General features: G+C 60.3%; 22 protein-coding genes, 1 other RNA gene and 2 pseudogenes. 11 read left to right on the plus strand and 14 right to left on the minus strand.

Annotated features, from left to right (window positions below; genetic code table 11):
- Window positions 1–35 precede the first annotated feature (35 nt).
- The 3 genes from ACZ9DP_RS35010 to rimP are packed head-to-tail and all read right to left on the minus strand — an operon-like array spanning window position 36 to window position 2,991.
- Window positions 36–725: an RNA-binding protein gene (locus tag ACZ9DP_RS35010; protein ID WP_372415163.1), complete on the minus strand. Its 690-nt coding sequence runs from the start codon at window positions 723–725 to the stop codon at window positions 36–38.
- Window positions 722–2,326 carry a transcription termination factor NusA gene (gene nusA, locus ACZ9DP_RS35015; protein WP_022713231.1) on the minus strand — a complete coding sequence of 535 codons (1,605 nt, stop codon included), beginning with the start codon at window positions 2,324–2,326 and terminating at the stop codon, window positions 722–724. The genes ACZ9DP_RS35010 and nusA overlap by 4 nt, the downstream gene beginning before the upstream one ends.
- A gap of 59 nt (window positions 2,327–2,385) precedes the next feature.
- The gene (rimP, locus tag ACZ9DP_RS35020; RefSeq protein ID WP_194728608.1) at window positions 2,386–2,991 is read right to left on the minus strand and encodes a ribosome maturation factor RimP; all 606 of its coding nucleotides are present in this window, start codon (window positions 2,989–2,991) and stop codon (window positions 2,386–2,388) included.
- Window positions 2,992–3,225: 234 nt separating this feature from the next.
- Here rimP and ACZ9DP_RS35025 point away from each other — a divergent pair, with 234 nt between their 5' ends.
- Together ACZ9DP_RS35025 and ACZ9DP_RS35030 are read left to right on the plus strand one after the other, a co-directional pair.
- Entirely contained in the window at window positions 3,226–4,857 is a 1,632-nt protein-coding gene (locus ACZ9DP_RS35025) for an MFS transporter (protein WP_476205119.1), read from the plus strand.
- A gap of 12 nt (window positions 4,858–4,869) precedes the next feature.
- Window positions 4,870–5,325: a GNAT family N-acetyltransferase gene (locus ACZ9DP_RS35030; protein ID WP_476205529.1), complete on the plus strand. Its 456-nt coding sequence runs from the start codon at window positions 4,870–4,872 to the stop codon at window positions 5,323–5,325.
- 5 nt (window positions 5,326–5,330) lie between these two features.
- On the opposite strand, the gene ACZ9DP_RS35035 is transcribed toward ACZ9DP_RS35030, so the two are convergent.
- Window positions 5,331–6,548, minus strand: coding sequence for a lytic murein transglycosylase (locus ACZ9DP_RS35035; protein ID WP_476205120.1), 1,218 nt, complete (start codon window positions 6,546–6,548; stop codon window positions 5,331–5,333).
- Between the two features lie 168 nt (window positions 6,549–6,716).
- Window positions 6,717–7,322 (minus strand): recombination mediator RecR, encoded by a 606-nt coding sequence (recR, locus tag ACZ9DP_RS35040; RefSeq protein ID WP_039843500.1) that lies wholly within the window; start codon window positions 7,320–7,322, stop codon window positions 6,717–6,719.
- A 58-nt stretch (window positions 7,323–7,380) separates the two neighbouring features.
- Between recR and ACZ9DP_RS35045 the strand changes: the two genes are divergently transcribed.
- A complete protein-coding gene (locus ACZ9DP_RS35045; RefSeq protein WP_476205530.1) occupies window positions 7,381–8,010 on the plus strand; it encodes an MOSC domain-containing protein in 630 nt (209 codons plus the stop codon).
- Window positions 7,989–8,252, plus strand: a pseudogene (locus tag ACZ9DP_RS35050) (Lrp/AsnC family transcriptional regulator); the annotation flags it as partial. The gene ACZ9DP_RS35045 and the pseudogene ACZ9DP_RS35050, both read left to right, overlap by 22 nt.
- A gap of 76 nt (window positions 8,253–8,328) precedes the next feature.
- Here the strand turns inward: ACZ9DP_RS35050 and ACZ9DP_RS35055 are convergent.
- From ACZ9DP_RS35055 to ffs, 4 genes are all read right to left on the minus strand, one after another.
- Window positions 8,329–8,940: a LysE family translocator gene (locus tag ACZ9DP_RS35055; RefSeq protein ID WP_194728605.1), complete on the minus strand. Its 612-nt coding sequence runs from the start codon at window positions 8,938–8,940 to the stop codon at window positions 8,329–8,331.
- 34 nt (window positions 8,941–8,974) lie between these two features.
- Entirely contained in the window at window positions 8,975–9,298 is a 324-nt protein-coding gene (locus tag ACZ9DP_RS35060; RefSeq protein ID WP_022713223.1) for a YbaB/EbfC family nucleoid-associated protein, read from the minus strand.
- Between the two features lie 21 nt (window positions 9,299–9,319).
- Window positions 9,320–11,197: a DNA polymerase III subunit gamma/tau gene (locus ACZ9DP_RS35065; protein WP_476205122.1), complete on the minus strand. Its 1,878-nt coding sequence runs from the start codon at window positions 11,195–11,197 to the stop codon at window positions 9,320–9,322.
- A 46-nt stretch (window positions 11,198–11,243) separates the two neighbouring features.
- An RNA gene (gene ffs, locus ACZ9DP_RS35070) (signal recognition particle sRNA small type) lies at window positions 11,244–11,340 on the minus strand.
- A gap of 89 nt (window positions 11,341–11,429) precedes the next feature.
- On the opposite strand from ffs, the gene ACZ9DP_RS35075 reads away from it, so the two are divergent.
- The 5 genes and pseudogenes from ACZ9DP_RS35075 to ACZ9DP_RS35095 all read left to right on the plus strand — a co-directional run bounded on the left by ACZ9DP_RS35075 (window position 11,430) and on the right by ACZ9DP_RS35095 (window position 14,271).
- Window positions 11,430–11,840 (plus strand): HIT domain-containing protein, encoded by a 411-nt coding sequence (locus tag ACZ9DP_RS35075; protein WP_028739367.1) that lies wholly within the window; start codon window positions 11,430–11,432, stop codon window positions 11,838–11,840.
- Complete coding sequence (gene nudC / locus ACZ9DP_RS35080) at window positions 11,837–12,799, plus strand: NAD(+) diphosphatase (protein WP_476205124.1); 963 nt, start codon at window positions 11,837–11,839, stop codon at window positions 12,797–12,799. Before ACZ9DP_RS35075 ends, nudC begins: the two co-directional genes overlap by 4 nt.
- A 9-nt stretch (window positions 12,800–12,808) precedes the next feature.
- Window positions 12,809–13,493 (plus strand): annotated as a pseudogene (locus tag ACZ9DP_RS35085) (helix-turn-helix transcriptional regulator).
- A 169-nt stretch (window positions 13,494–13,662) separates the two neighbouring features.
- Window positions 13,663–13,794, plus strand: a complete 132-nt coding sequence (locus tag ACZ9DP_RS35090) for a hypothetical protein (protein ID WP_257788093.1) — start codon at window positions 13,663–13,665, stop codon at window positions 13,792–13,794.
- A gap of 108 nt (window positions 13,795–13,902) precedes the next feature.
- Complete coding sequence (locus ACZ9DP_RS35095) at window positions 13,903–14,271, plus strand: VOC family protein (protein ID WP_022713217.1); 369 nt, start codon at window positions 13,903–13,905, stop codon at window positions 14,269–14,271.
- A 32-nt stretch (window positions 14,272–14,303) separates the two neighbouring features.
- Here the strand turns inward: ACZ9DP_RS35095 and ACZ9DP_RS35100 are convergent, their stop codons facing one another.
- Both ACZ9DP_RS35100 and ACZ9DP_RS35105 read right to left on the minus strand, forming a co-directional pair.
- On the minus strand, window positions 14,304–15,164 hold the full coding sequence (locus ACZ9DP_RS35100; RefSeq protein WP_194728601.1) for a prephenate dehydratase: 861 nt from the start codon (window positions 15,162–15,164) through the stop codon (window positions 14,304–14,306).
- A gap of 11 nt (window positions 15,165–15,175) precedes the next feature.
- Entirely contained in the window at window positions 15,176–15,931 is a 756-nt protein-coding gene (locus ACZ9DP_RS35105; protein ID WP_074066205.1) for a 3-deoxy-manno-octulosonate cytidylyltransferase, read from the minus strand.
- Window positions 15,932–16,086: 155 nt separating this feature from the next.
- On the opposite strand from ACZ9DP_RS35105, the gene ACZ9DP_RS35110 reads away from it, so the two are divergent.
- Window positions 16,087–16,665 (plus strand): c-type cytochrome, encoded by a 579-nt coding sequence (locus tag ACZ9DP_RS35110; RefSeq protein ID WP_074066204.1) that lies wholly within the window; start codon window positions 16,087–16,089, stop codon window positions 16,663–16,665.
- A gap of 60 nt (window positions 16,666–16,725) precedes the next feature.
- Here ACZ9DP_RS35110 and ACZ9DP_RS35115 read toward each other — a convergent pair whose 3' ends face one another.
- Together ACZ9DP_RS35115 and ACZ9DP_RS35120 are read right to left on the minus strand one after the other, a co-directional pair.
- Window positions 16,726–17,673 (minus strand): AEC family transporter, encoded by a 948-nt coding sequence (locus ACZ9DP_RS35115; RefSeq protein ID WP_476205126.1) that lies wholly within the window; start codon window positions 17,671–17,673, stop codon window positions 16,726–16,728.
- Entirely contained in the window at window positions 17,654–17,893 is a 240-nt protein-coding gene (locus tag ACZ9DP_RS35120) for a hypothetical protein (protein WP_476205127.1), read from the minus strand. The genes ACZ9DP_RS35115 and ACZ9DP_RS35120 overlap by 20 nt, the downstream gene beginning before the upstream one ends.
- Window positions 17,894–18,094: 201 nt before the next feature.
- Here ACZ9DP_RS35120 and ACZ9DP_RS35125 point away from each other — a divergent pair, with 201 nt between their 5' ends.
- Window positions 18,095–19,087, plus strand: a complete 993-nt coding sequence (locus ACZ9DP_RS35125; RefSeq protein ID WP_194728599.1) for an adenosine kinase — start codon at window positions 18,095–18,097, stop codon at window positions 19,085–19,087.
- Here the strand turns inward: ACZ9DP_RS35125 and ACZ9DP_RS35130 are convergent.
- Window positions 19,080–19,619 (minus strand): SH3 domain-containing protein, encoded by a 540-nt coding sequence (locus tag ACZ9DP_RS35130; protein WP_476205128.1) that lies wholly within the window; start codon window positions 19,617–19,619, stop codon window positions 19,080–19,082. The genes ACZ9DP_RS35125 and ACZ9DP_RS35130 overlap by 8 nt on opposite strands.
- Window positions 19,620–19,799: the final 180 nt, after the last annotated feature.

Consider the following 19,799-nt stretch of genomic DNA (forward strand, 5'->3'; position numbering starts at 1 on the left):
GATCAATGATGGGCCGGCCGGTGCCGGTCGCCGCATCATTGTTTTTGCTGGCCAGCGCCGCCTGGTGCCCGGGATTGACCGCCGCTGCGGTACTTTTCGAGCATCTTTGCGCGCTTCACTACACCCTCACCTGCCTGCCCTGCAAGCACTGCGGCATGGATAAAAGCATTCTGGCCCATCACGCCTTCCATTTCGCTCTCCGAGAAGAGCCGGAAAGAAGGTATTTTCTCCTCGGTTTCCATTCCGAGGTGCCAGGCCTTGCGAGCCTGGTCGATTTTTCTCACGCCATCGTCCGCGGCATCCGTCGAATGGAACACGGCGAGTGCTGCTCCGCTTCTGACTGCGGCATCCACTTTCGAGGAGCCGCTGACGAATTGGCCCGCCTTGCGCGCCATGTTCATCATCTGCATCAGCTGCTGTGCGAGCAGCCGGTCGACGGTTTCACCGAGATCGGCTGCTGCCTTCACATCCGCCTTCAATGCGCGGGCGAAAGACTTCTTCGCCACCGCCTTGTCGACCAACGCGCGATCAAGCTTGACCCAGCAGCCGCGTCCCGGAAGCTGACGCTTCAGATCGGCGATCACCGTCCCGTCGGGCGCTGCAACGAAGCGGATCAACTCATCCGGCGATCCGCTTTCACGCGTCACGATGCACATGCGGCTGTTCACGTCATAACCTGCAAGATCATCATCCTCAGGAGAAGCGTGCACCTCCGCGATCATTATGCTTCCTGCTCGGCAGCGTCGGCTTCGACAACTTCAGCGTCCTTCGCAAGATCCTCCTCGGTGATCCAGCCGGCAGCAAGGCGTGCCTGGACGACCATCTGCTCGGCCTCGACACGTGAAACGTCGAACTTCGAGAAGAGGCCTTCGAACTTCTTGGTTTCGCCGTTCTTGCGCTCTGTCCAGCCGACGAGATCGTCCGCCGCGCAGCCCGCGAAATCTTCCAGCGTCTTGATGCCGTCTTCGCCAAGCGCAACCATCATCTGGGCGGTCATACCGTCGATCTGACGCAGTTCGTCGGAAACGCCGAGCGCCTTGCGCTTCTCGTCCATCTCCGCTTCGAGCTTCTCGAGATATTCGCGAGCGCGCTGCTGGATTTCCTGCGCCGTCTCTTCATCGAAGCCGTCGATCGACGAAATTTCGTCGAGGTCGACGTAGGCGAGTTCTTCAACGGCGGCAAAGCCTTCGGAAGCCAGAACCTGGCCGACCATTTCGTCAACGTCGAGCGCATCCATGAAGAGGTTGGTGCGTTCGTTGAATTCCTTCTGACGGCGCTCGGATTCTTCGGCTTCCGTCATGATGTCGATATCCCAGCCGGTCAGCTGCGACGCGAGGCGCACGTTCTGACCGCGACGGCCGATCGCCAGCGAAAGCTGCTCGTCGGGAACCACGACTTCAATGCGTTCTGCATCTTCGTCGAGAACGACCTTGGCGACTTCAGCCGGCTGCAACGCGTTGACGACGAAGGTCGCCGGATCCTGCGACCAGGGAATGATGTCGATCTTTTCGCCCTGAAGCTCGCCAACGACGGCCTGGACGCGCGAACCGCGCATACCGACGCAGGCACCGACCGGATCGATCGAGCTATCGTTCGAGATGACAGCGATCTTGGCACGCGAACCCGGGTCGCGGGCGACCGAGCGGACCTGGATGATGCCGTCGTAGATTTCCGGCACTTCCATGGTGAAGAGCTTGACCATGAACTGCGGATGCGTACGCGACAGGAAAATCTGCGGACCGCGCTGTTCGCGGCGGACGTCATAGACATATGCGCGAACGCGGTCGCCGTAGCGGACGTTTTCGCGCGGGATCATTTCGTCACGGCGGATGATACCTTCGCCACGGCCGAGATCGACGATGACGTTGCCATATTCGACGCGCTTGACGGTACCGTTGACAATTTCGCCGACGCGATCCTTGAATTCGTCGAACTGCCGGTCGCGCTCGGCTTCGCGAACTTTCTGGACGATGACCTGCTTGGCCGACTGGGCGGCAATACGGCCGAAATCCATCGGCGGCAGCGGATCAGCGATGAAGTCGCCAAGCGCTGCGTCGGGGTTGCGGTCGCGGGCCAGCTCCAACGGGATCTGCGTGGAGTAGTCTTCTGCCTTCTCGACGACTTCGAGCAGGCGCTGCAGGCGAATTTCGCCGGTCTTCGGATTGATATCGGCGCGGATGTTCGATTCCGTGCCGTAACGGGAGCGCGCCGCCTTCTGGATCGCATCCGCCATCGCGGCAAGCACGATTTCACGGTCGATGACCTTTTCGCGCGCCACTGCATCTGCGATCTGCAGAAGTTCGAGCCGGTTCGCACTAACTGCCATTGTCTTATCTCTCCGTCTTGGCCTTGCGGGTTCCCGTCCCTGGAGCCGTAGTTGATCGGTTATTCTTCGTCGTCCGCCTCGTTCTGGTTCGCTGCCTGCGCTTTCGCGGCCTTATCGGCGCGCAGCGCATCGCGAATCAGATCGTCGGTCAGAATGAGCTTCGCATCGCTGAGCGCCGTGAAGGGAATGGTGACCTTCTGCTCTTCGCCATCGGCAACCTGGTCACGTTCGAGCGTGAAACCATCCGCGTCCGCTTCGATGATCTTTCCGCGAAAGCGCTTGCGGTTGCCGATCATGATCGACGTTTCGCACTTCACAAGGTGCCCCTGCCAACGGGTGAAATCGGATTTCCGCACCAAAGGACGGTCGATACCGGGCGAAGACACCTCCAGATGATACTCCCGATCGATCGGATCTTCCACATCAAGAACCGGAGAAATGGCCATCGAGACCTCTTCGCAGTCTTCTACGCTCATCGTGCCATTGTGGCGCTCTGCCATGATCTGCAGCGTAGCGCCGTTCTGGTTGAGCATGCGCACGCGGGTCAGGCGGAAGCCCATGCCGACGAGCACGGGTTCGATGATGTCGGCAAGGCGCTGGTCAAGCCCGGTTTCGGTAATCAACCGCGGCTCAAGTTCATTGTCTGCGTTCGTCGGATCCGACAAGCGATGCGCTCCTCGCAATTTTCATGCATTTAGACGATCGCGCTAATAAAAAAGAGCGGGTCCTTGCGGCCCACTCTTCATCGCACGATCAAGAATTTGAGTGGCATATAGGCCTGTTTTTACGAAATTGCAAGCTCTCGACTCAAATGCGCCGCGGAGGCGCAATCGCGCCTAGCCACGGTCGAGCTTCATCATATATTGGAGCCGAGGGAAATTTAGCAAGCGGGAGGAATCGTGCCATCCAATTCATCAACGCTGGCGCCGCTGAAGCATGAAACCTACCGCACAATCTGGTTCGCAAGCCTCGCCTCGAATTTCGGCGGGTTGATCCAGGCGGTAGGGGCCGCGTGGATGATGACGACCCTCACCGCTTCCGAGGACATGGTGGCGCTGGTCCAGACCTCGACAGCGCTTCCCATAATGCTGTTCTCGCTCATCTCGGGCGCGCTCGCCGACAATTTCGACCGGCGGCAGGTGATGCTGACGGCGCAATTCCTCATGCTTGCCGTCTCGACGATCCTCACCGCCTGTGCCCTGCTCGGCTGGATCACGCCCTGGCTGCTCCTGTTCTTCACCTTCCTGATCGGCTGCGGCACGGCACTCAACAACCCCTCCTGGCAGGCCTCCGTCGGCGATATGGTGCCGCGGGCAGACCTGCCGAACGCGGTGACGCTGAACAGTATGGGCTTCAACATGACCCGCAGCGTCGGCCCCGCCATCGGCGGCGTCATTGTCGCGACGGCGGGTGCCGCCGCTGCCTTTATGGTGAATACGCTCAGTTATTTTGCGCTCATCTACGCACTCACGCGCTGGAAGCCATCGCTGCCCGCTTCCAGCCTTCCGCGCGAAAGCCTCGGGAGTGCGATCTCCGCCGGTCTTCGATATGTCTCGATGTCGCCCAACCTTGAAAAGGTACTTATCCGCGGCTTGATCTTCGGCGTGGGCGCGAGCTCGGTGCTCGCGCTCCTGCCGATCGTCGCAATCGATCTCGTCGCCGGCGGGCCACTGACCTACGGCTTCATGCTCGGCTCCTTCGGCATCGGCGCAATCGGCGGCGGGGCGCTCAATGCGCGGCTGCGCGAGATGTTCAGCAGCGAGACCATCATCCGCTACGCCTTTGCCGGTTTTGCCATCAGCATGGTGATTGCCGCGTCGAGCCCGTTTGCCGTGCTCACCTCGGCGGGGCTGCTCGTTTCAGGCGCGTGCTGGGTACTCGCGCTTTCGCTGTTCAACACGATCGTACAGCTTTCGACGCCGCGCTGGGTCGTCGGCCGGGCGCTGTCGCTTTATCAGACGGTCACCTTCGGCGGCATTGCCGGCGGCAGCTGGCTTTGGGGTGTGGCCGCCGATCGCTTCGGCGTTTCGAATGCGCTTTATGGCTCAGCCGCAGTGATGCTGATCGGCATCGTTATCGGCTTTCGCTTCTCGATGCCGGCCTTTGCCTCGCTTAATCTCGACCCGCTCAACCGCTTCATAGAGCCCGCGCTTGGGCTCGACATCACGCCCCGCAGCGGGCCGATCGTCATTCAGGTCGATTATCAGATCGGCGATAGCGACCTGCCCGAATTCCTGAAGCTGATGGGTGAACGGCGCCGCATCCGCATCCGCGACGGCGCACGCAACTGGGCACTGATGCGCGACCTCGAAAATCCCGGCACCTGGACCGAAACCTATCACACGCCGACCTGGGTCGAGTACATCCGCCACAACCAGCGCCGCACGCAGGCCGATGCGGAAAACGCCGATCGCCTGCGCGCCCTCCACCGCGGCAGGGCAGCGCCGCATGTTCACCGCATGATTGAGCGGCAGACCATCCCGCCATCCGACGATGTGTTCCACAAGGCGCCGATCGATCTTCACCACTGATGCAATGCGATGATCCACGCATTCCGAAAAGCCCGCGAAACCGACCTTGTCGACATCATCCGGCTGCTTGCCGACGACGATATCGGCCAAGGCAGAGAAGTCGTCGCCAATCCCGTCGATGGGCGCTACCAGACAGCCTTTGCCGAAATCGACGCAGATAAAAACCAACTGCTGGCGGTTGCCGTGGATCAAAAGCATCACGTCGTCGGCTGTTTGCAGCTCTCGTTCATTCCCGGACTGTCGCGCACCGGCACGTGGCGCGGGCAGATCGAGAGCGTAAGGATTGCAAGGGAAGCGCGCGGCAGCGGGCTGGGGACCGAATTCATCGAATGGGCGGTAGAGACATGCCGTGCGCGCGGCTGCAAGCTCGTGCAGCTCACCTCGGACAAATCCCGGGCGGATTCCATCCGCTTCTATGAAAAGCTCGGCTTTACTGCGAGCCATGAAGGTCTGAGGCGTAACCTATAGGACGGTTACTTCAGCTTGCCCTTCATCGAAGCATCGGGAAAACAGGTCGGTTGCATACCGTTCTTTTCCTGCCACTGTCCGATCGAACGGCGGGTCTTGTAGCCCGGCAAGCCGTCCGATCCGCCGACGTCGTAGCCTTGGCGCTCCAGTGCTTTTTGCATTGCCGCCACATCGGATCGCAGCATTTTGCCGACATCGCCCCAAGCACCCTGAAAGGCGCCGGAGCCATAAGCGATCCGGTCGGCGAGGTTGCCGATATAGAGCGCATAGAGATCGGAGTTGTTGTATTCCTTGATGATGTAGAAGTTCGGCGTGACGATGAATTCCGGCCCATCCCGCCCCGCCGGCACAAGCATCATACCCGCAGCCTTCATTTCGCCGGATGGAAAGCCCTCGCCGGACTTGCGATTGATGCCGAGCGAAGCCCAGTGCGAAAGCGGCTGTGCGATATCCGGTCCCTCCTGTGCGCAGGAAACCGCCGCCGGGATCGTCACCTCGAAGCCCCAGTCACGATTTCGCTGCCAGCCTTTCTTAACAAGATAGTTGGCTATGGATGCCAGTGTATCCGGTACGGACGTCCAGATATTGCGGTGCCCGTCACCATCGAAGTCGACCGCATATTTCAGATAGCTGGTCGGCATGAATTGCGGCTGGCCGAGCGCTCCCGCCCAAGAGCTCCTGAAGCCCGCCGGCGTCACGTCACCGCCGTCGAGAATGTGAAGCGCCGCGATCAGCTCGACCCGGAACATTTCCTTGCGAGTCGACATGAAGGCCTTGGTCGCCAGCACCTCGATCGCCGAATTCGGGATCTTCGCCGCGCCGAAGCCCGTCTCACGGCCCCAGATCGCCAGTACGATCGAGCCCGGCACGCCATAGGTCTTTTCGATGCGCTTCAGCGTCGAGGCATATTGCGAGGCAAAACCGCGTCCGGTTGCCGCCAGCTTCTTCAGCCGGTCCTCGTTAAAATACGGACCGGGCGAAGAAAACTCCGCCTGCGTCTGCTTGCGCTCTTTCGCCGGTGGGAATCCGGGAGGCGCAAGATCGGGAAGACTCCAGTTGAGCGCGATGCCCTTGAATGCGGCCTGCAGCGTCTTTTCTGAAATGCCGGCCTTCTTCGCATCAGGGCCAAGATCGCTGATGATCCATTGCTGGAATTGTCTTTCAACCGCCGGCCTGTTCTGGGCAAGCGCAGGAAGAGGGAGGAGAGCGAAAAAACATGCCAAAGCAATGGCCCAACGGCAAATGCTGCCCCACTCCGCCCTGCTGGATCTCTCTCCGACAATGGGGGAGATCGGCAGGACGCGCCCTCGCCGAGCTCCATCTGATCTCCCCCCTCGTAGGGGGGATGTCACAAAGTGGTAGAGGGGGGTGTCGTCTCGCATTTTTCCTCCTCAGATCGCAGTCCTTGCCCTCAAGGCGGCAGCCAATGTCCCTTCGTCGAGGTAGTCGAGTTCACCGCCGACCGGCACGCCATGCGCCAACCGCGTGATCTTCACGTCCAATCCCGTCAGCTGGTCCGTTATATAGTGCGCTGTGGTTTGGCCCTCGACGGTCGCGTTAACGGCGATGATGAGTTCGCGAATACCGCCTTCCCCGATGCGATCGATCAGCCCGCGAATGTTCAGGTCATCAGGCCCGATGCCATCGAGCGGCGAAAGCGTGCCGCCGAGTACATGATATGCTGCGTTCATCGCTGCGGCGCGTTCCAATGCCCAGAGGTCGGAAACATCCTCAACGACGATGATGACGGAGTGGTCGCGGCGCTCGTCGGTGCAAACGGTGCAGGGATCGACGGTATCGACATTGCCGCAGCGCGAGCAGACCTTCACCTTGTCATAGGCCTCACCCATCGCGGTCGACAACGGTCCGAGCAGTTGGTCCTTCTTCTTGATCAGGTGCAGCGCCGCGCGCCGCGCCGAGCGAGGCCCGAGGCCCGGCACCTTCGCCAGAAGCTGGATGAGTTTTTCGATTTCGGGGCCGGTGACTCGCTTTGTCATGTGCCGTTCTTAGCCCATATGTTGCCAAAACGGAATCGCGGAAAGAGTCGACCATATGATGAAAATACGTGCCGTCTGCATCGCCAATCCCGAGCGGCTGCCCGGCAAGAAATACAAGACGGGTATCTACAAGCATGCCGTCAACGGCGCCGTGATCATCGACTCCGAAGGTCTCGTCGGCGACGCCATTTGCAACCGCGAGCATCACGGCGGTGTCGATCAGGCCGTCTATCTCGAAGGATCGCTGACACTCGACTGGTGGGCGGGAGAGCTCGGGCACCCGATCGAGCCCGGCACGTTCGGCGAAAATCTTGTGATCGATGGCCTCGACAACCGCGCAGTTTCAGTTGGCGATCGCTTGATAACGGGCGAGCTCGTTCTCGAGGCGACGTCGGCGCGCATTCCGTGCGCGACCTTCGCCGCCAAGATGGCCGATCCGAAATTCGTGAAGCGCTACACCAAGGCCAGCCGCCCCGGCATTTATTGCCGGGTTATCACTGGTGGGGTGGCGGAGGCCGGAATGCCCGTCGAATACGTGCCTTACGGAGGTCAGAAGGTGACGATGCCCGAGATGCTCGCAACATTCGGCAAGTTGCTCTCCGCCGAGGACCGTGCGCGGTATCTCGCCGCGCCCATCCATTACAAACTGCGCCGCCTTCTGGAAGCGCAGCTCTCGGACTTGCAATGATGGCGGTCATCAGGCTGCCAACCAAGCGCGAGCACTTACGCCCCTACTTGAAGCAATTTTCCGAGATGCCGCAGGTGATTGAGATGCTGCGGCTGACGGCAGAAGACTGCTCCAATCTCTCGCCCGTTGGAACTTGAATCCATTGTCGACAGCATTGCGCGCCAGGGCGCGGTCACGACTTCGCTCGTGCTGCGCGGCGAACCGCCATAGCCGTTGGTCGCGACCTGTTGCGACTGACCTAAAGCCGCTCCTGACCGGATTCGACAGTCCGCTGCTTGTTGCCGAAAGCGATGTTCTGGATTTTCGCCCTGAGGTGACTCAGCGCATCGCGATTGCGACGGCGGCACCGGCCATGGTTCCGGCGCTGGCACGGTTTGCGATCCTGATCGCACGGCGGCTTTTTAGGAAGCCGCGGGCTTTTGCGGCAAGCAGTGCCCAGCTGACGTCGATCAGAATCAGTACAACGAACATGGTCGCGACGAGTTCTGTCCAGCCAACAATCGTCACCGAATGGATATCGATGATCGAAGGCAGCAGGGCGACGTAGAACATCATGATCTTCGGATTGCCGAGCGTCACCGTCATGCCCGCAAAGAAGAGCTTTGCGGCGGATTGCCCTTCAGGCAGCTTTTCCTCGCTCGCATCATACGAGGCGAACCACATCTTCCAGGCGAGATAGAGCAGATAGCAGACACCGAGCCACTTGATGGCGACAAAGGCCAAATGGAAGGTTTCGGCAACGGCGGCAAGGCCAGCCACCGCACAGGTCAGCCAGATCGCTTCGCCAATCCACATGGCGGCGAGGAATGGCAGAACATCCCGGGCGCCCTTCGACAATACGCGGGCGACAAGCGCCGCAACGCTCGGTCCCGGCGAACCGGCGGCCATGAAGAGAGCGCCGGCAAAAACAAGGAGACTGGTCAGCGTCATCGGCGCTCTCTTCCCGCGTAGATCGCTGCAAAGCTCAGAACGGCATCTTGAAGCCGGGCGGGATTGGCAGGCCGGCGGTCAGCGCCTTCGTCTTTTCGGCTGCAGCGGCTTCCGCCTTGTCCTTGGCATCCTTGTGGGCGGCAATGATCAGATCCTCGAGGATCTCGACATCGTCTTCCTTGAAGAGCGACGGGTCGATCTTCAGGCTCTTCAGTTCGCCCTTGCCGCTCATGACAACGGTCACGAGACCGCCGCCCGCCTTTCCTTCAGCCTGGAGCTCGGCTATTTCCGCCTGCATCTGCTCCATCTTGGCCTGCATTTCCTTGACTTTGCCCATCATGCCCATGAGGTCGCGCATCGTCTGGTTCCTTCTTCAACTTCAGAATTCTATGTCGTCGCCGGGCAGAATGTCACCCTCTTCGGATTCAGCGACTGCAGGCGGCTTCGCCTCGCCTTCCTCCTCCGGTTCGGGTGCCCTTACCCGGACGTCGATGATCTTTGCGCCCGGAAACTGCGCCAGGATTGCCGCCACATCCGGATCCTGCCGGGCGTCGCTCACCTGCTGCTCCTTGGCCTTGGCTTCTGCCTCGACCATCGTCGGGTCGCCGGCCTCGCGGCTGAGGCTGACGATCCAGTGTATGCCGGTCCATTCCTTCAACTTCACGGCAAGCTCGTTGAGCAGTGTCGCCGGCGCCCCGTCGGTAAGGTTAACGTCGAGACGGCCGGTCTCGATCTTCACGGGCCGCACGAAATTGCGCACGAGTGCTTTCAGCTTCGGGTCGCGCTTTTCCGCAGCGAGATTGACGATATCGGCGATCGAATTGACATGAACGAGCGGCTTGGGCGCTTCCGCTGGCTTCGTCTCGATGCGGCCTGCCGTCTGCGTCAGCTGCGGATCGGGATCGGGTACGGCACGCAACATGGCCGGTCCCCCTGAAGGCTGCGGCCTCGGCGTGCTCTCCGTCGCGCGTACGGCTACCGCCGACTGATATGGTACACGGACACCATTGCCGCTACCGGTACCCGACGGCGTAGGCGAAGGACGCGAACCGCTGCCGTTTTCGGAGAGCTCGGCAAGGCGACGCGCGGCATCTTCGGGCGACGGCAGATGCGCGGCATGCGCCAACCGTATCAGCACCATTTCCGCCGCACCGGCCGTGCGCGAAGCGCTTTCGGTTTCCGGAATGCCCTTCAACAACATCTGCCAGATCCGCGACAGCGTCGTTACCGCAATCCCTTGAGCGAACTCGGAAGCCCTGGTTCGCTCGACTTCGCTGAGCGACGGGTCATTAGCCGCGTCCGGCACATATTTCAGCCGGGTAACGAGATGGGTGAAATCGGCAAGGTCGGTCAACACGACGACGGGATTTGCGCCCGCCTCGTACTGCGCCTGAAATGCGGCAAGCGCTGCGGCGACATCGCCTCTGGCAACATGCTCGAAGAGATCGACGATGCGAGCACGATCGGCAAGGCCCAGCATGCCGCGCACCGCTTCCGCCTGGACTACACCGCTACCATGGGCGATTGCCTGGTCAAGCAGCGAAAGGCCGTCACGTGCCGAGCCTTCAGCGGCGCGCGCGATCATCGCCAGCGCATCCGGCTCCGCATCGATGCCTTCCTTCGCTGCGATGGTTGTAAACAAGCCGACCAGATCCGCCGCGCTGATGCGGCGGAGATCGAAGCGCTGGCAGCGCGAGAGAACGGTAATCGGAACCTTGCGGATTTCGGTGGTCGCAAAAATGAACTTCACGTGCTCCGGCGGCTCTTCGAGCGTCTTCAGCAAGCCGTTGAAGGCCTGTGTCGAAAGCATGTGTACTTCGTCGATGATATAAACCTTGTAGCGCGCAGACACCGGCCGATAGCGTACCTGCTCGATGATTTCACGGATATCGTCGATACCGGTATGGGAGGCGGCGTCCATCTCGATCACGTCGACATGGCGGCCTTCCATGATCGCCTGGCAATGCTCGCCCGGCACGCGCAGGTCGATCGTCGGCTTGTCGATCTCGGGCGTCTTGTAATTCAGCGCGCGCGCCAGAATACGGGCTGTCGTCGTCTTGCCGACGCCACGGACGCCGGTCAGCATGTAGGCCTGCGCAATGCGGCCGGTCTCGAAGGCGTTGGTCAGCGTGCGGACCATCGGCTCCTGGCCGACCATGAGGTCCGTGAAATCCTTGGGGCGGTATTTGCGTGCCAGCACCCGGTACCCGGTGCCCGTCGAGGCGGCATCTTGTGACTGTCGCTCGGTGTCGCTCATCGCCCTGCTTATCGCCCGGAACGCCGGGCATTTGGAAGAGAGAAGGGTGGGAGGCTGGCACGATGACCCGTGCCGGGCTCGTTAGGGCTGCTTCCTTCCGGACCTGACCCGGTTGGCGAGTGGCTCGTCCACCACCAACCTCCCGGATGCACATATCGGCAATATCGCCATCAAAAGCAAGCCAAGCTCAAAAAAAACTGCTAATCATAGGAAAAATATGGAGGAATGCCTGTTGGACGATTTCATTCTCGACCGTCGGCTGGAGAGCGATAGCGACAGCGTCATGCAGACGGGTCTGTGTGATCTCCGATTATCGAAGGACGCCCGCTGGCCGTGGCTGATCCTGGTGCCACGCAGGGCCAACATGACGGAGATCTTCGAACTCACGCCGCTCGATCAGGTGCTTCTCACCTTCGAAACCGAAATGACCGCGGCTGCGCTGAAGAAGATCACCGGTGCCACAAAAATCAACATCGGGGCCCTTGGCAATATCGTCCGTCAGCTTCATGTTCATGTCATTGCCCGCTTCGAAGGCGATGCCAACTGGCCAGGCCCCGTGTGGAGCTTCGGTAAGGCCGAGCCCTACGAAGCGGGCAAGAGAGATGAATTCATAGCGAAGTTGCGGGAAGCCCTTTCATCATGAACCGTTCGCTTTTCGATTCGGATGTCCCACATCCGGAGCCCAGCAATCTCACCGCCTTTGCCGCAAACGACCTCAACCGCGATTCCGAACATCGCGACGAGCAGTCCGTCGAAAATGCACTGGCGAAGGACGGCACGCATATCTTCGCCTTCGCCAAGGACAAGCTTGTCCTGAAGCATGATGGACAAGTGCTCGATCCGCTGTTTGCCCGCTACGAACTGCAGGAACTGCAGCCACATTGGGACGAGTCGATCCTGCTCGGCTACCGCAAGACGGGCGAACCGCGGCTTGCCGTTCCCGTCGGCATTCCGGCCGAGGAACTTGAAAGCCACTACAAGCCCGCCGACGGCCGGACGCTCTACCGCGACCAGCTCGTCGATGACGTTCTGCTTGGCGAATTCGCCCAGGCCGCAAGCCTCATCCGCTGGAACGGCGACAACCGCTTCTGCGGCCGTTGCGGTAGCACGATGGAGATGCGCATCGGCGGCTACAAGCGGGTTTGCACGGCCTGCGAACACATGATCTTCCCGCGCACCGACCCGGTGGTCATCATGCTGACGATCGATGAACAGCGCGACCTTTGCCTGCTCGGCCGCAGCCACCATTTTACGCCGGGCATGTATTCCTGCCTCGCCGGCTTCGTCGAGCCCGGCGAAACGATCGAAAATGCCGTGCGCCGCGAGACGCTGGAAGAATCCGGTATCAAGACCGGCCGGATTCGCTACCACGCGTCGCAGCCCTGGCCGATGCCGCATACGCTGATGATCGGCTGCTATGCCGAGGCGAAATCAGCAGAGGTCCACCGCGACGAATCGGAACTGGAAGATTGCCGCTGGTTCACCCGCGAGGAAACACTTGAAATGCTCGAACGCCCCGGCGCCAACGGCCAGGCTTCGCCGCCCAAAGGCGCTATCGCGCACCGCCTGATGCGCGATTGGGTGGAGTGGAAAAAGCAATAGGCTGATGTGATGGCGCGCTCGGAACGCCTTCTGACCCTGCTTCAGACGTTGCGGCGCTACCGACGGCCGGTGAGCGGTGCCGTCCTTGCTACGGAAACAGGCGTCAGCATCCGCACGCTCTATCGCGATATCGCCAGCCTCCAGGGGCAGGGGGGCCCTGATCGAAGGCGAACCCGGCATCGGCTACGTCTTGAAGCCCGGCTTCATGCTGCCGCCGATGATGTTTTCGCAGGACGAGATCGAGGCATTGGTCCTCGGTTCGCGCTGGGTCGCCCGCGCCGCCGATCCGCGTCTTGCTGCTGCCGGCGCCGATGCACTGGCGAAGATTGCCGACGTCCTGCCACACGAAATGCGCGATGAAATCGAGACCTCGACGCTTCTCGTTCACCTGCGTCCGCCCGTTGCCGACAAGGCGGATCTTGACGCCATTCGCAAGGCGATCCGCAGCGAACGGATTCTCAAGCTGACCTATTCCGACGAGAGCGGAACCGTCTCCGTCCGCAATATCTGGCCCTTTGCGCTCAGCTACTTCGAGCAGGTCCGCGTCGTGGTGGCGTGGTGCGAACTGCGGCAGGATTACCGTCATTTCCGCACCGACCGGATCGTCGAAATGAGACCCCAAGACGTACGTTATCCGCGCCGCCGCGCAGTGCTTCTCAAGGAGTGGCGGGATCAGCAGGAAATTTCGTCTTAGCCTCGACGCTACTGCCATAAACTGACAGTGGCCAGCGCTATTATCGGGACAATCCCAAACTGGAGGACCGATGATGACGAGCTTGAACCTCACCCGATCGACATGCAGAAATCGCGTGGTCGAGGACACGACTACGCAAGCGAGATACCCCCAATCTCTGATGCTGCGAATGATGCTGAACGCATCGCGCAAGATGGTGCGGAGCCGCTATCCTCAGCTCGATCTCGATGCGATGTCCGATTACATGAAGCGCGATATCGGGTTCATGGACTGGAACCACCCACACCACGAGAGCAACTGAATTCACTAAACCGTCTAACCGACGTAGCGCCGCCGCATCAGCGGCGGCTTTAGCGCTTGCCGTCGCGCTGAATCTGCGAAACCTTTTCCAAATACGAGGGACACCGATATGACCAGCCCGAACCTCATCATTCTTTACGTCAAGGATCCTGCCGAAAGTGCGATCTTTTACAAGGATCTGCTCGGCCGCGAACCCGGGGTAGCCGCGCCGAATTTCGTCGCGTTCCCGCTCGACGGCGGCTTCACGCTCGGGCTGTGGCGGCGCAGCACGGTCGAGCCGCAACCTTCCGCGATCGGCAATCGCGGCGAGGTCGCCTTCATGGTGGCTGGCGAAAATGCCGTTGCCAAACAATACGAGGATTGGCGAAAGCGCGGTCTGCCAATTGCTCAGGAGCTGACCGATCTCGATTTCGGCCCGACCTTTGTCGCGCTCGATCCGGACGGCCACCGGTTGCGCGTCTGCGAACCCGACAAGTGAAAGAGCAGGAAGGGCGCCGTCGGCGCCCTTCCTCACTTGTGCAGTTGGCCGCGCATCGGGTGGCCCCTGTAGACCCCGAGAATGCGGACATTCTCTGAAAAGAACCGCAACTCTTCCAAAGCCCGGCGCACATGGGCATCGTTCGGATCGCCTTCGATATCGGCGTAAAACTGCGTCGCCACGAATTTGCCACCCAGCTGATAGCTTTCGAGCTTCGTCATGTTGATGTTGTTCGTCGCGAAACCACCCAGAGCCTTATAGAGCGCGGCCGGAATGTTGCGGACGTTGAAGACGAAGGTCGTGACGATCTTTTCTTCCTTGGAGCTGCGGTTTGCCCATTCCTCGTCGCGCGAGAGCACGACGAAGCGCGTAACATTGCTCTCGGTGTCCTCGACATTTTCGGCAACGATGTCGAGGCTATAGAGTTCGGCGGCAAGACGCGGCGCAAGCGCCGCCATGGTTCGGTCGCCGGTTTCCTTGACGAGCTTCGCGGCACCTGCCGTATCTCCCGCAATCACCGGCTTCCAGCCATTTGCCCGCACGATCTTGCGGCATTGACCCAGCGCGTGGATGTGGCTGTGCACGGTGCGTATTTCGTCCTTCGCGACTCCGGGCAGCACCATCAGCTGAAAACGGATCGGCATGAAGTATTCGGCGATGATGTGCAGCCGCGACTCCGGCAGGAGGTGGTGGATATCGGCGACTCGGCCCGCGATCGTGTTTTCAATCGGGATCATCGCAATATCGGCATCACCATTGTCGACCGCCATGAAGGCGTCTTCAAATGTCTGGCAAGGCAACGGCTCCATTGTCGGGAACATGTCACGGCAGGCCATGTCGGAGTTCGCGCCGAATTCGCCTTGAAACGAGATTCGATTGGTCTTGATGTTCATGACGATGTCCTTCATGCCTTCCTTGCCGAAAGAATGCGGCGGGCTTTATCGAGATCGGCCGGCGTATCGACCCCAAGCGGAACGGTTTTAACGATCTCCACGTCGATGCGCATGCCGGCTTCGAGCGCGCGAAGCTGCTCCAGGGATTCGCGCTTCTCAAGGGCCGACGGTCCGAGCGAGACGAATTTCTCGAGCGCAGCCCGGCGATATGCATAGAGGCCGATATGGTGATAGAGCGGCCCTTGGCCATAAGGTGCTGTCGCGCGGGTGAAATAGAGCGCATGAAGACGCGTTTCGGAGAGCGGAGACCCCACGACCTTGACAACGTTCGGATTGGTCCTCTCTTCCTCATCAGTGATCTCGACGGTGAGCGTCGCGATATCGACGGTCTCCTCTTCCAACGGGCGCAATGCAGCGCGGATCGTTTCGGGATCGATGGTCGGTAGATCGCCTTGGACGTTGACGACGATCCTGGCGCTCGCGTCCGGGTCGACCTTGTGCAAGGCTTCGAAAATGCGATCGGAGCCGGATTGATGATCCTTGCGGGTCATAACGACTTCGAAGCCGGCCTTCGAAACCGCCTCGAAAACCTCCTCGTCGTCGACCGCGATGACGACACGGCCGATCTCCGCTTCCTTCGCTCGCAAAGCGACCTGGACGATCATCGGCAATCCGCAAATATCGGCCAGCGGCTTGCCGGGAAGGCGGGTGGACGCCATGCGGGCGGGGATCAGAACCAGCACGTCATCTAAATTTGAAGCAGTCATCGTTCGGACCTTCTATTCCAGGCGGGAAAGTGTCAAAAAGTCTCACGTACAAGACCATTTAGACAGTTGCAACGAACTGCCAAAAGACATAGGTTCCGCGCGATTTCAAGATGGTGCCTATTCAGGGTCTGCCGACTGCACGGGGAGCATTGCAGATGAATTCTTATGTCAATATGGGCGTTGGGGCGCTGCTCGGAACGATTTTCGTCCTGATGTCAGTCTCGATCGCGTCCGAAGGGATCTTCCACTCCGAAGCGCCGGAGAAGGAAGGTTTCGCCATCGTTGCGGAAGAGGCACCCGCTGCCGGCGGTGGCGAGGCTGCACCTGCAGCAGCTGTGGTTCCGATCGCCAAGCTTCTTGCCAGCGCCGATGCCAAGGCAGGCGAAACGGTATTCAAGAAGTGTCAGTCCTGTCATGACGTGACCAAGGGAGGGCCAAACAAAGTCGGCCCGAACCTCTATGGTCTCGTCGATCGTCCGATCGCTTCGCATGAGGGCTTCGCCTATTCCTCCCCCATGAAGGATTTCTCCAAGGGCGGCAGCGAAAAGTGGACCTTCGATCACCTGAACCACTTCCTGCTGGCACCGAAAAAGCAGATTCCGGGCACGGCCATGGGCTTTGCCGGTCTGCCGAAGGAACAGGACCGCGCGAACGTGATCCTTTACTTGCACACGCTGGCAGACGCACCGGTTCCGTTGCCGGATCCGAACGCGCCCGACACCGTTACGCAGTAATCGTTCAAAGCTTTCCGACGGAATCGAGAGCCCGGCCGACGCCGGGCTTTTTTGTTGCGATCAGGCGCCGAGCAGGTAGGCCCAGAGCGAAACCGAAATGGCGCCGAGTGCTGTCGTGACCGTGATGGTGGAGGCCGCGAGGCTGTGGCCGACGCCGAAACGGTTGGCGATCAGCCAGGCGTTGACGCCGGTGGGAACAGCGGCGATCAGCACCAGCGCCGCGGTCCAACTGCCGGTCAATCCAACCAGATGGCTTGCGGCCCAGACGCAGCATGGAAGCAACACCAGTTTGAAGGCAGATGTGACGCTGGCAATGCCGACATTGCCGGAAACGCCATACTTCTCGAGCGCCATGCCCAGAGATACCAGGGCCACAGGCCCAGCAACGCCCGCCAGTTGGTCGACAATGGACGCCACCGGCAGCGGCATTGGAAGACCTGCAAGGTGAACCGCGGCACCTGCGACAAGACCGATAACGAGCGGATTGCGGACAAGATTGAGACCGATCTGGCGAAAGAGTTTCAGCATGCTGCGTTCGCCTTTGCCCGCAATCTTCCGCTCCGCCCGCTCCATCATGATCGTGCCGATGACCATCATGACCGGCAGATGCACGGCGATGAGGATGGAAAGCGGTACAAGGCCCTCATTGCCGACCGTGCGTTGAACAAGCGGCAGACCGACGAAGATCGTATTGGCAAATGCCGACGAAACGCCGGCAAGCACGCCGATGCGATCATCACGGCCAAAAAAACGGGTCGCTGCGATGTGGCCCGCCGTCCAGGTCACCGCAACGCCGGAGAAATAAGCGATCCAGAGACGAAATGGCGAAGCGCCATGAAAATCCGCTTCGGCAATCGTGCGGAAAAGGAGCAGTGGGACGGCAATCTTGAAAACGAAATCGCTCAAGGCGTCGCCGACATCTGCCTTCAGCAGTCCAGTTTTGACGATCAGCCAGCCGATCAGGATCATGATGAAGATGGGAAGGACGTCAAAAATGATGGCTATCATGCGGAGGGATGCCTTGCGCGGGGATACCCTGCTCTAGCAGCAAAACTTCTTCGTTGACAAATGGATTGGCAAAAGAGGCGCGCAACGAACCGGACGGCAGGAACAAAAAAAGCGGGCACTGCCCGCTTTTCCGCATCCGGACTGGCCGGACACCCGGTTCCGGTGCTGCCAGTTCATCCGTGGTCAGCGCCTGCTCCGGTACACAGTCGAAGGGCATCATCCCTTCTCATCCGGCCGCAACCCAAAGGCTGCTCATGCCGGTCTGCTTATGATCGTGTCTAAAAGCTCAAGGTGACAACGACATGACGGATCGACGGCATTTGCGAAGAAATGGGCAACTGGCGGCGTTTTTTCTTCCAAAGCCCGGAAATTCCGGTAAGACCGGATCCCGGCTATCATCTAATCCGGAACCTTCCCTTTCATGACAAAATTCGATGTTCTGACTGTCGGCAACGCCATCGTCGATATCATCGCGCGCTGCGACGACCAGTTCCTCATTGACAACAATATCACCAAGGCGGCGATGAACCTTATCGACGCCGCCCGCGCCGAACTTCTTTATTCGCGCATGGGGCCGGCGCTCGAAGCTTCAGGCGGCAGCGCCGGCAATACGGCAGCGGGCGTTGCAAGCCTCGGCGGCAGGGCCGCCTATTTCGGCAAGGTAGCGGAGGATCAGCTCGGCGAGATTTTCGCGCACGACATCCGGGCACAGGGCGTACATTACCAGACGAAACCAAAGGGCACGTTCCCACCGACCGCGCGCTCGATGATCTTCGTCACGGATGACGGCGAACGCTCGATGAATACCTATCTCGGCGCCTGCGTCGAACTCGGCCCGGAGGATGTCGAGCCCGAGGTCGTGGCACAAGCCAAGGTGACGTACTTCGAAGGCTATCTCTGGGATCCGCCGCGCGCCAAGGAAGCGATTCGCGAATGCGCCCGCATCGCCCATGAGAACGGCCGCGAAGTCTCCATGACGCTTTCGGACAGCTTCTGCGTCGATCGCTACCGCGCGGAGTTCCTCGACCTCATGCGCTCCGGCACTGTCGACATCGTGTTTGCCAACCGGCAGGAAGTACTCGCGCTCTATGAGACGGACGATTTCGAGGTGGCGCTCAACAAGATCGCCAAGGATTGCAAGATCGCGGCCGTGACGATGAGCGAAAACGGCGCCGTTATGCTGAAGGGCAACGAGCGCTGGTATGTCGATGCGATCCGCATCAAGGAAGTGGTCGATACGACCGGTGCCGGCGACCTCTTCGCTTCAGGCTTCCTCTATGGTTACACGCAGGGACGGACGCTGGAAGATTGCGGCAAGCTTGGCTGCCTTGCAGCTGGGATCGTCATTCAGCAGATCGGGCCGCGGCCGATGAAATCGCTTTCCGAAGCCGCCCGCGACGCGCAGCTTATTTGAAAGCTTCGCCCGGATAAGCGCCCCAGATTTCCGACTGCGCCACCCAACCTTCGGCGCTGTCGGCTTCGGCATGACACCAATCGCCGTTGCATTCGGCGATATGGATCATCACACCCGGCTCCAGCTTGGCAACCACGGTCGCTGACGACTGCGGCTCACGGCGCATGTTGACATAGACGAACTTGCCCTTGCCCTTCATCCACGGGGCGGCAATCGCCGCGCGCTGACTTGACAGCAGCGATTGGTTGACCCAACCTTCCGTGCCATCCGCATCGCGGATACGGCGCCAGTTGTCGTATTCTTGGATGATTTCGACCGGCAGGCCGGCTTTCAGATACATCCACGACGCGGCATAATCCGTTCCCGGACCGATGCGCAGATTGACGCGCTTGGACTTCAGCGAGACGAACCGCGGAAGCGGCAGGCCGCTCGGCCCCTTTGCCACCTGCGCATACGCGGGTTCGACGGCTTCCCCCGCAAACATCAGACCAACCGCAAAGACGAGGCAGACGTTCAAATATTTTCCACGCATGGAGATTTCCGTTCGCTCAAGTACGCCAGCAGATCCAGCCTGCTTGCCGCCGGGCTTTGACATTCACCTAACGCTACCCGCGAGTTTTGTTTGTCTTCGCGTGTGGGTCTGGTAGAAAATGCCCGAGACGGGAAAATTATCCCCCGTCTTGGTTAAAGACCTCTGAACAAGGCATGGCCG

The sequence above is a fragment of the Rhizobium sp. USDA 4016 genome, assembly GCF_056279705.1.

Coding starts and splice junctions, on each gene's coding strand:
- ACZ9DP_RS35065 (WP_476205122.1), bottom strand. CDS start 11,197: ATGAGCGACACCGAGCGACAGTCACAAGATGCCGCCTCGACGGGCACC.
- nudC (WP_476205124.1), top strand. CDS start 11,837: ATGAACCGTTCGCTTTTCGATTCGGATGTCCCACATCCGGAGCCCAGC.
- ACZ9DP_RS35060 (WP_022713223.1), bottom strand. CDS start 9,298: ATGCGCGACCTCATGGGCATGATGGGCAAAGTCAAGGAAATGCAGGCC.
- ACZ9DP_RS35130 (WP_476205128.1), bottom strand. CDS start 19,619: ATGCGTGGAAAATATTTGAACGTCTGCCTCGTCTTTGCGGTTGGTCTG.
- ACZ9DP_RS35100 (WP_194728601.1), bottom strand. CDS start 15,164: ATGAACATCAAGACCAATCGAATCTCGTTTCAAGGCGAATTCGGCGCG.
- ACZ9DP_RS35055 (WP_194728605.1), bottom strand. CDS start 8,940: ATGACGCTGACCAGTCTCCTTGTTTTTGCCGGCGCTCTCTTCATGGCC.
- ACZ9DP_RS35090 (WP_257788093.1), top strand. CDS start 13,663: ATGATGCTGAACGCATCGCGCAAGATGGTGCGGAGCCGCTATCCTCAG.
- nusA (WP_022713231.1), bottom strand. CDS start 2,326: ATGGCAGTTAGTGCGAACCGGCTCGAACTTCTGCAGATCGCAGATGCA.
- ACZ9DP_RS35120 (WP_476205127.1), bottom strand. CDS start 17,893: ATGATGCCCTTCGACTGTGTACCGGAGCAGGCGCTGACCACGGATGAA.
- recR (WP_039843500.1), bottom strand. CDS start 7,322: ATGACAAAGCGAGTCACCGGCCCCGAAATCGAAAAACTCATCCAGCTT.
- ACZ9DP_RS35105 (WP_074066205.1), bottom strand. CDS start 15,931: ATGACTGCTTCAAATTTAGATGACGTGCTGGTTCTGATCCCCGCCCGC.
- ACZ9DP_RS35095 (WP_022713217.1), top strand. CDS start 13,903: ATGACCAGCCCGAACCTCATCATTCTTTACGTCAAGGATCCTGCCGAA.
- ACZ9DP_RS35045 (WP_476205530.1), top strand. CDS start 7,381: ATGAAAATACGTGCCGTCTGCATCGCCAATCCCGAGCGGCTGCCCGGC.
- ACZ9DP_RS35125 (WP_194728599.1), top strand. CDS start 18,095: ATGACAAAATTCGATGTTCTGACTGTCGGCAACGCCATCGTCGATATC.
- ACZ9DP_RS35115 (WP_476205126.1), bottom strand. CDS start 17,673: ATGATAGCCATCATTTTTGACGTCCTTCCCATCTTCATCATGATCCTG.
- ACZ9DP_RS35110 (WP_074066204.1), top strand. CDS start 16,087: ATGAATTCTTATGTCAATATGGGCGTTGGGGCGCTGCTCGGAACGATT.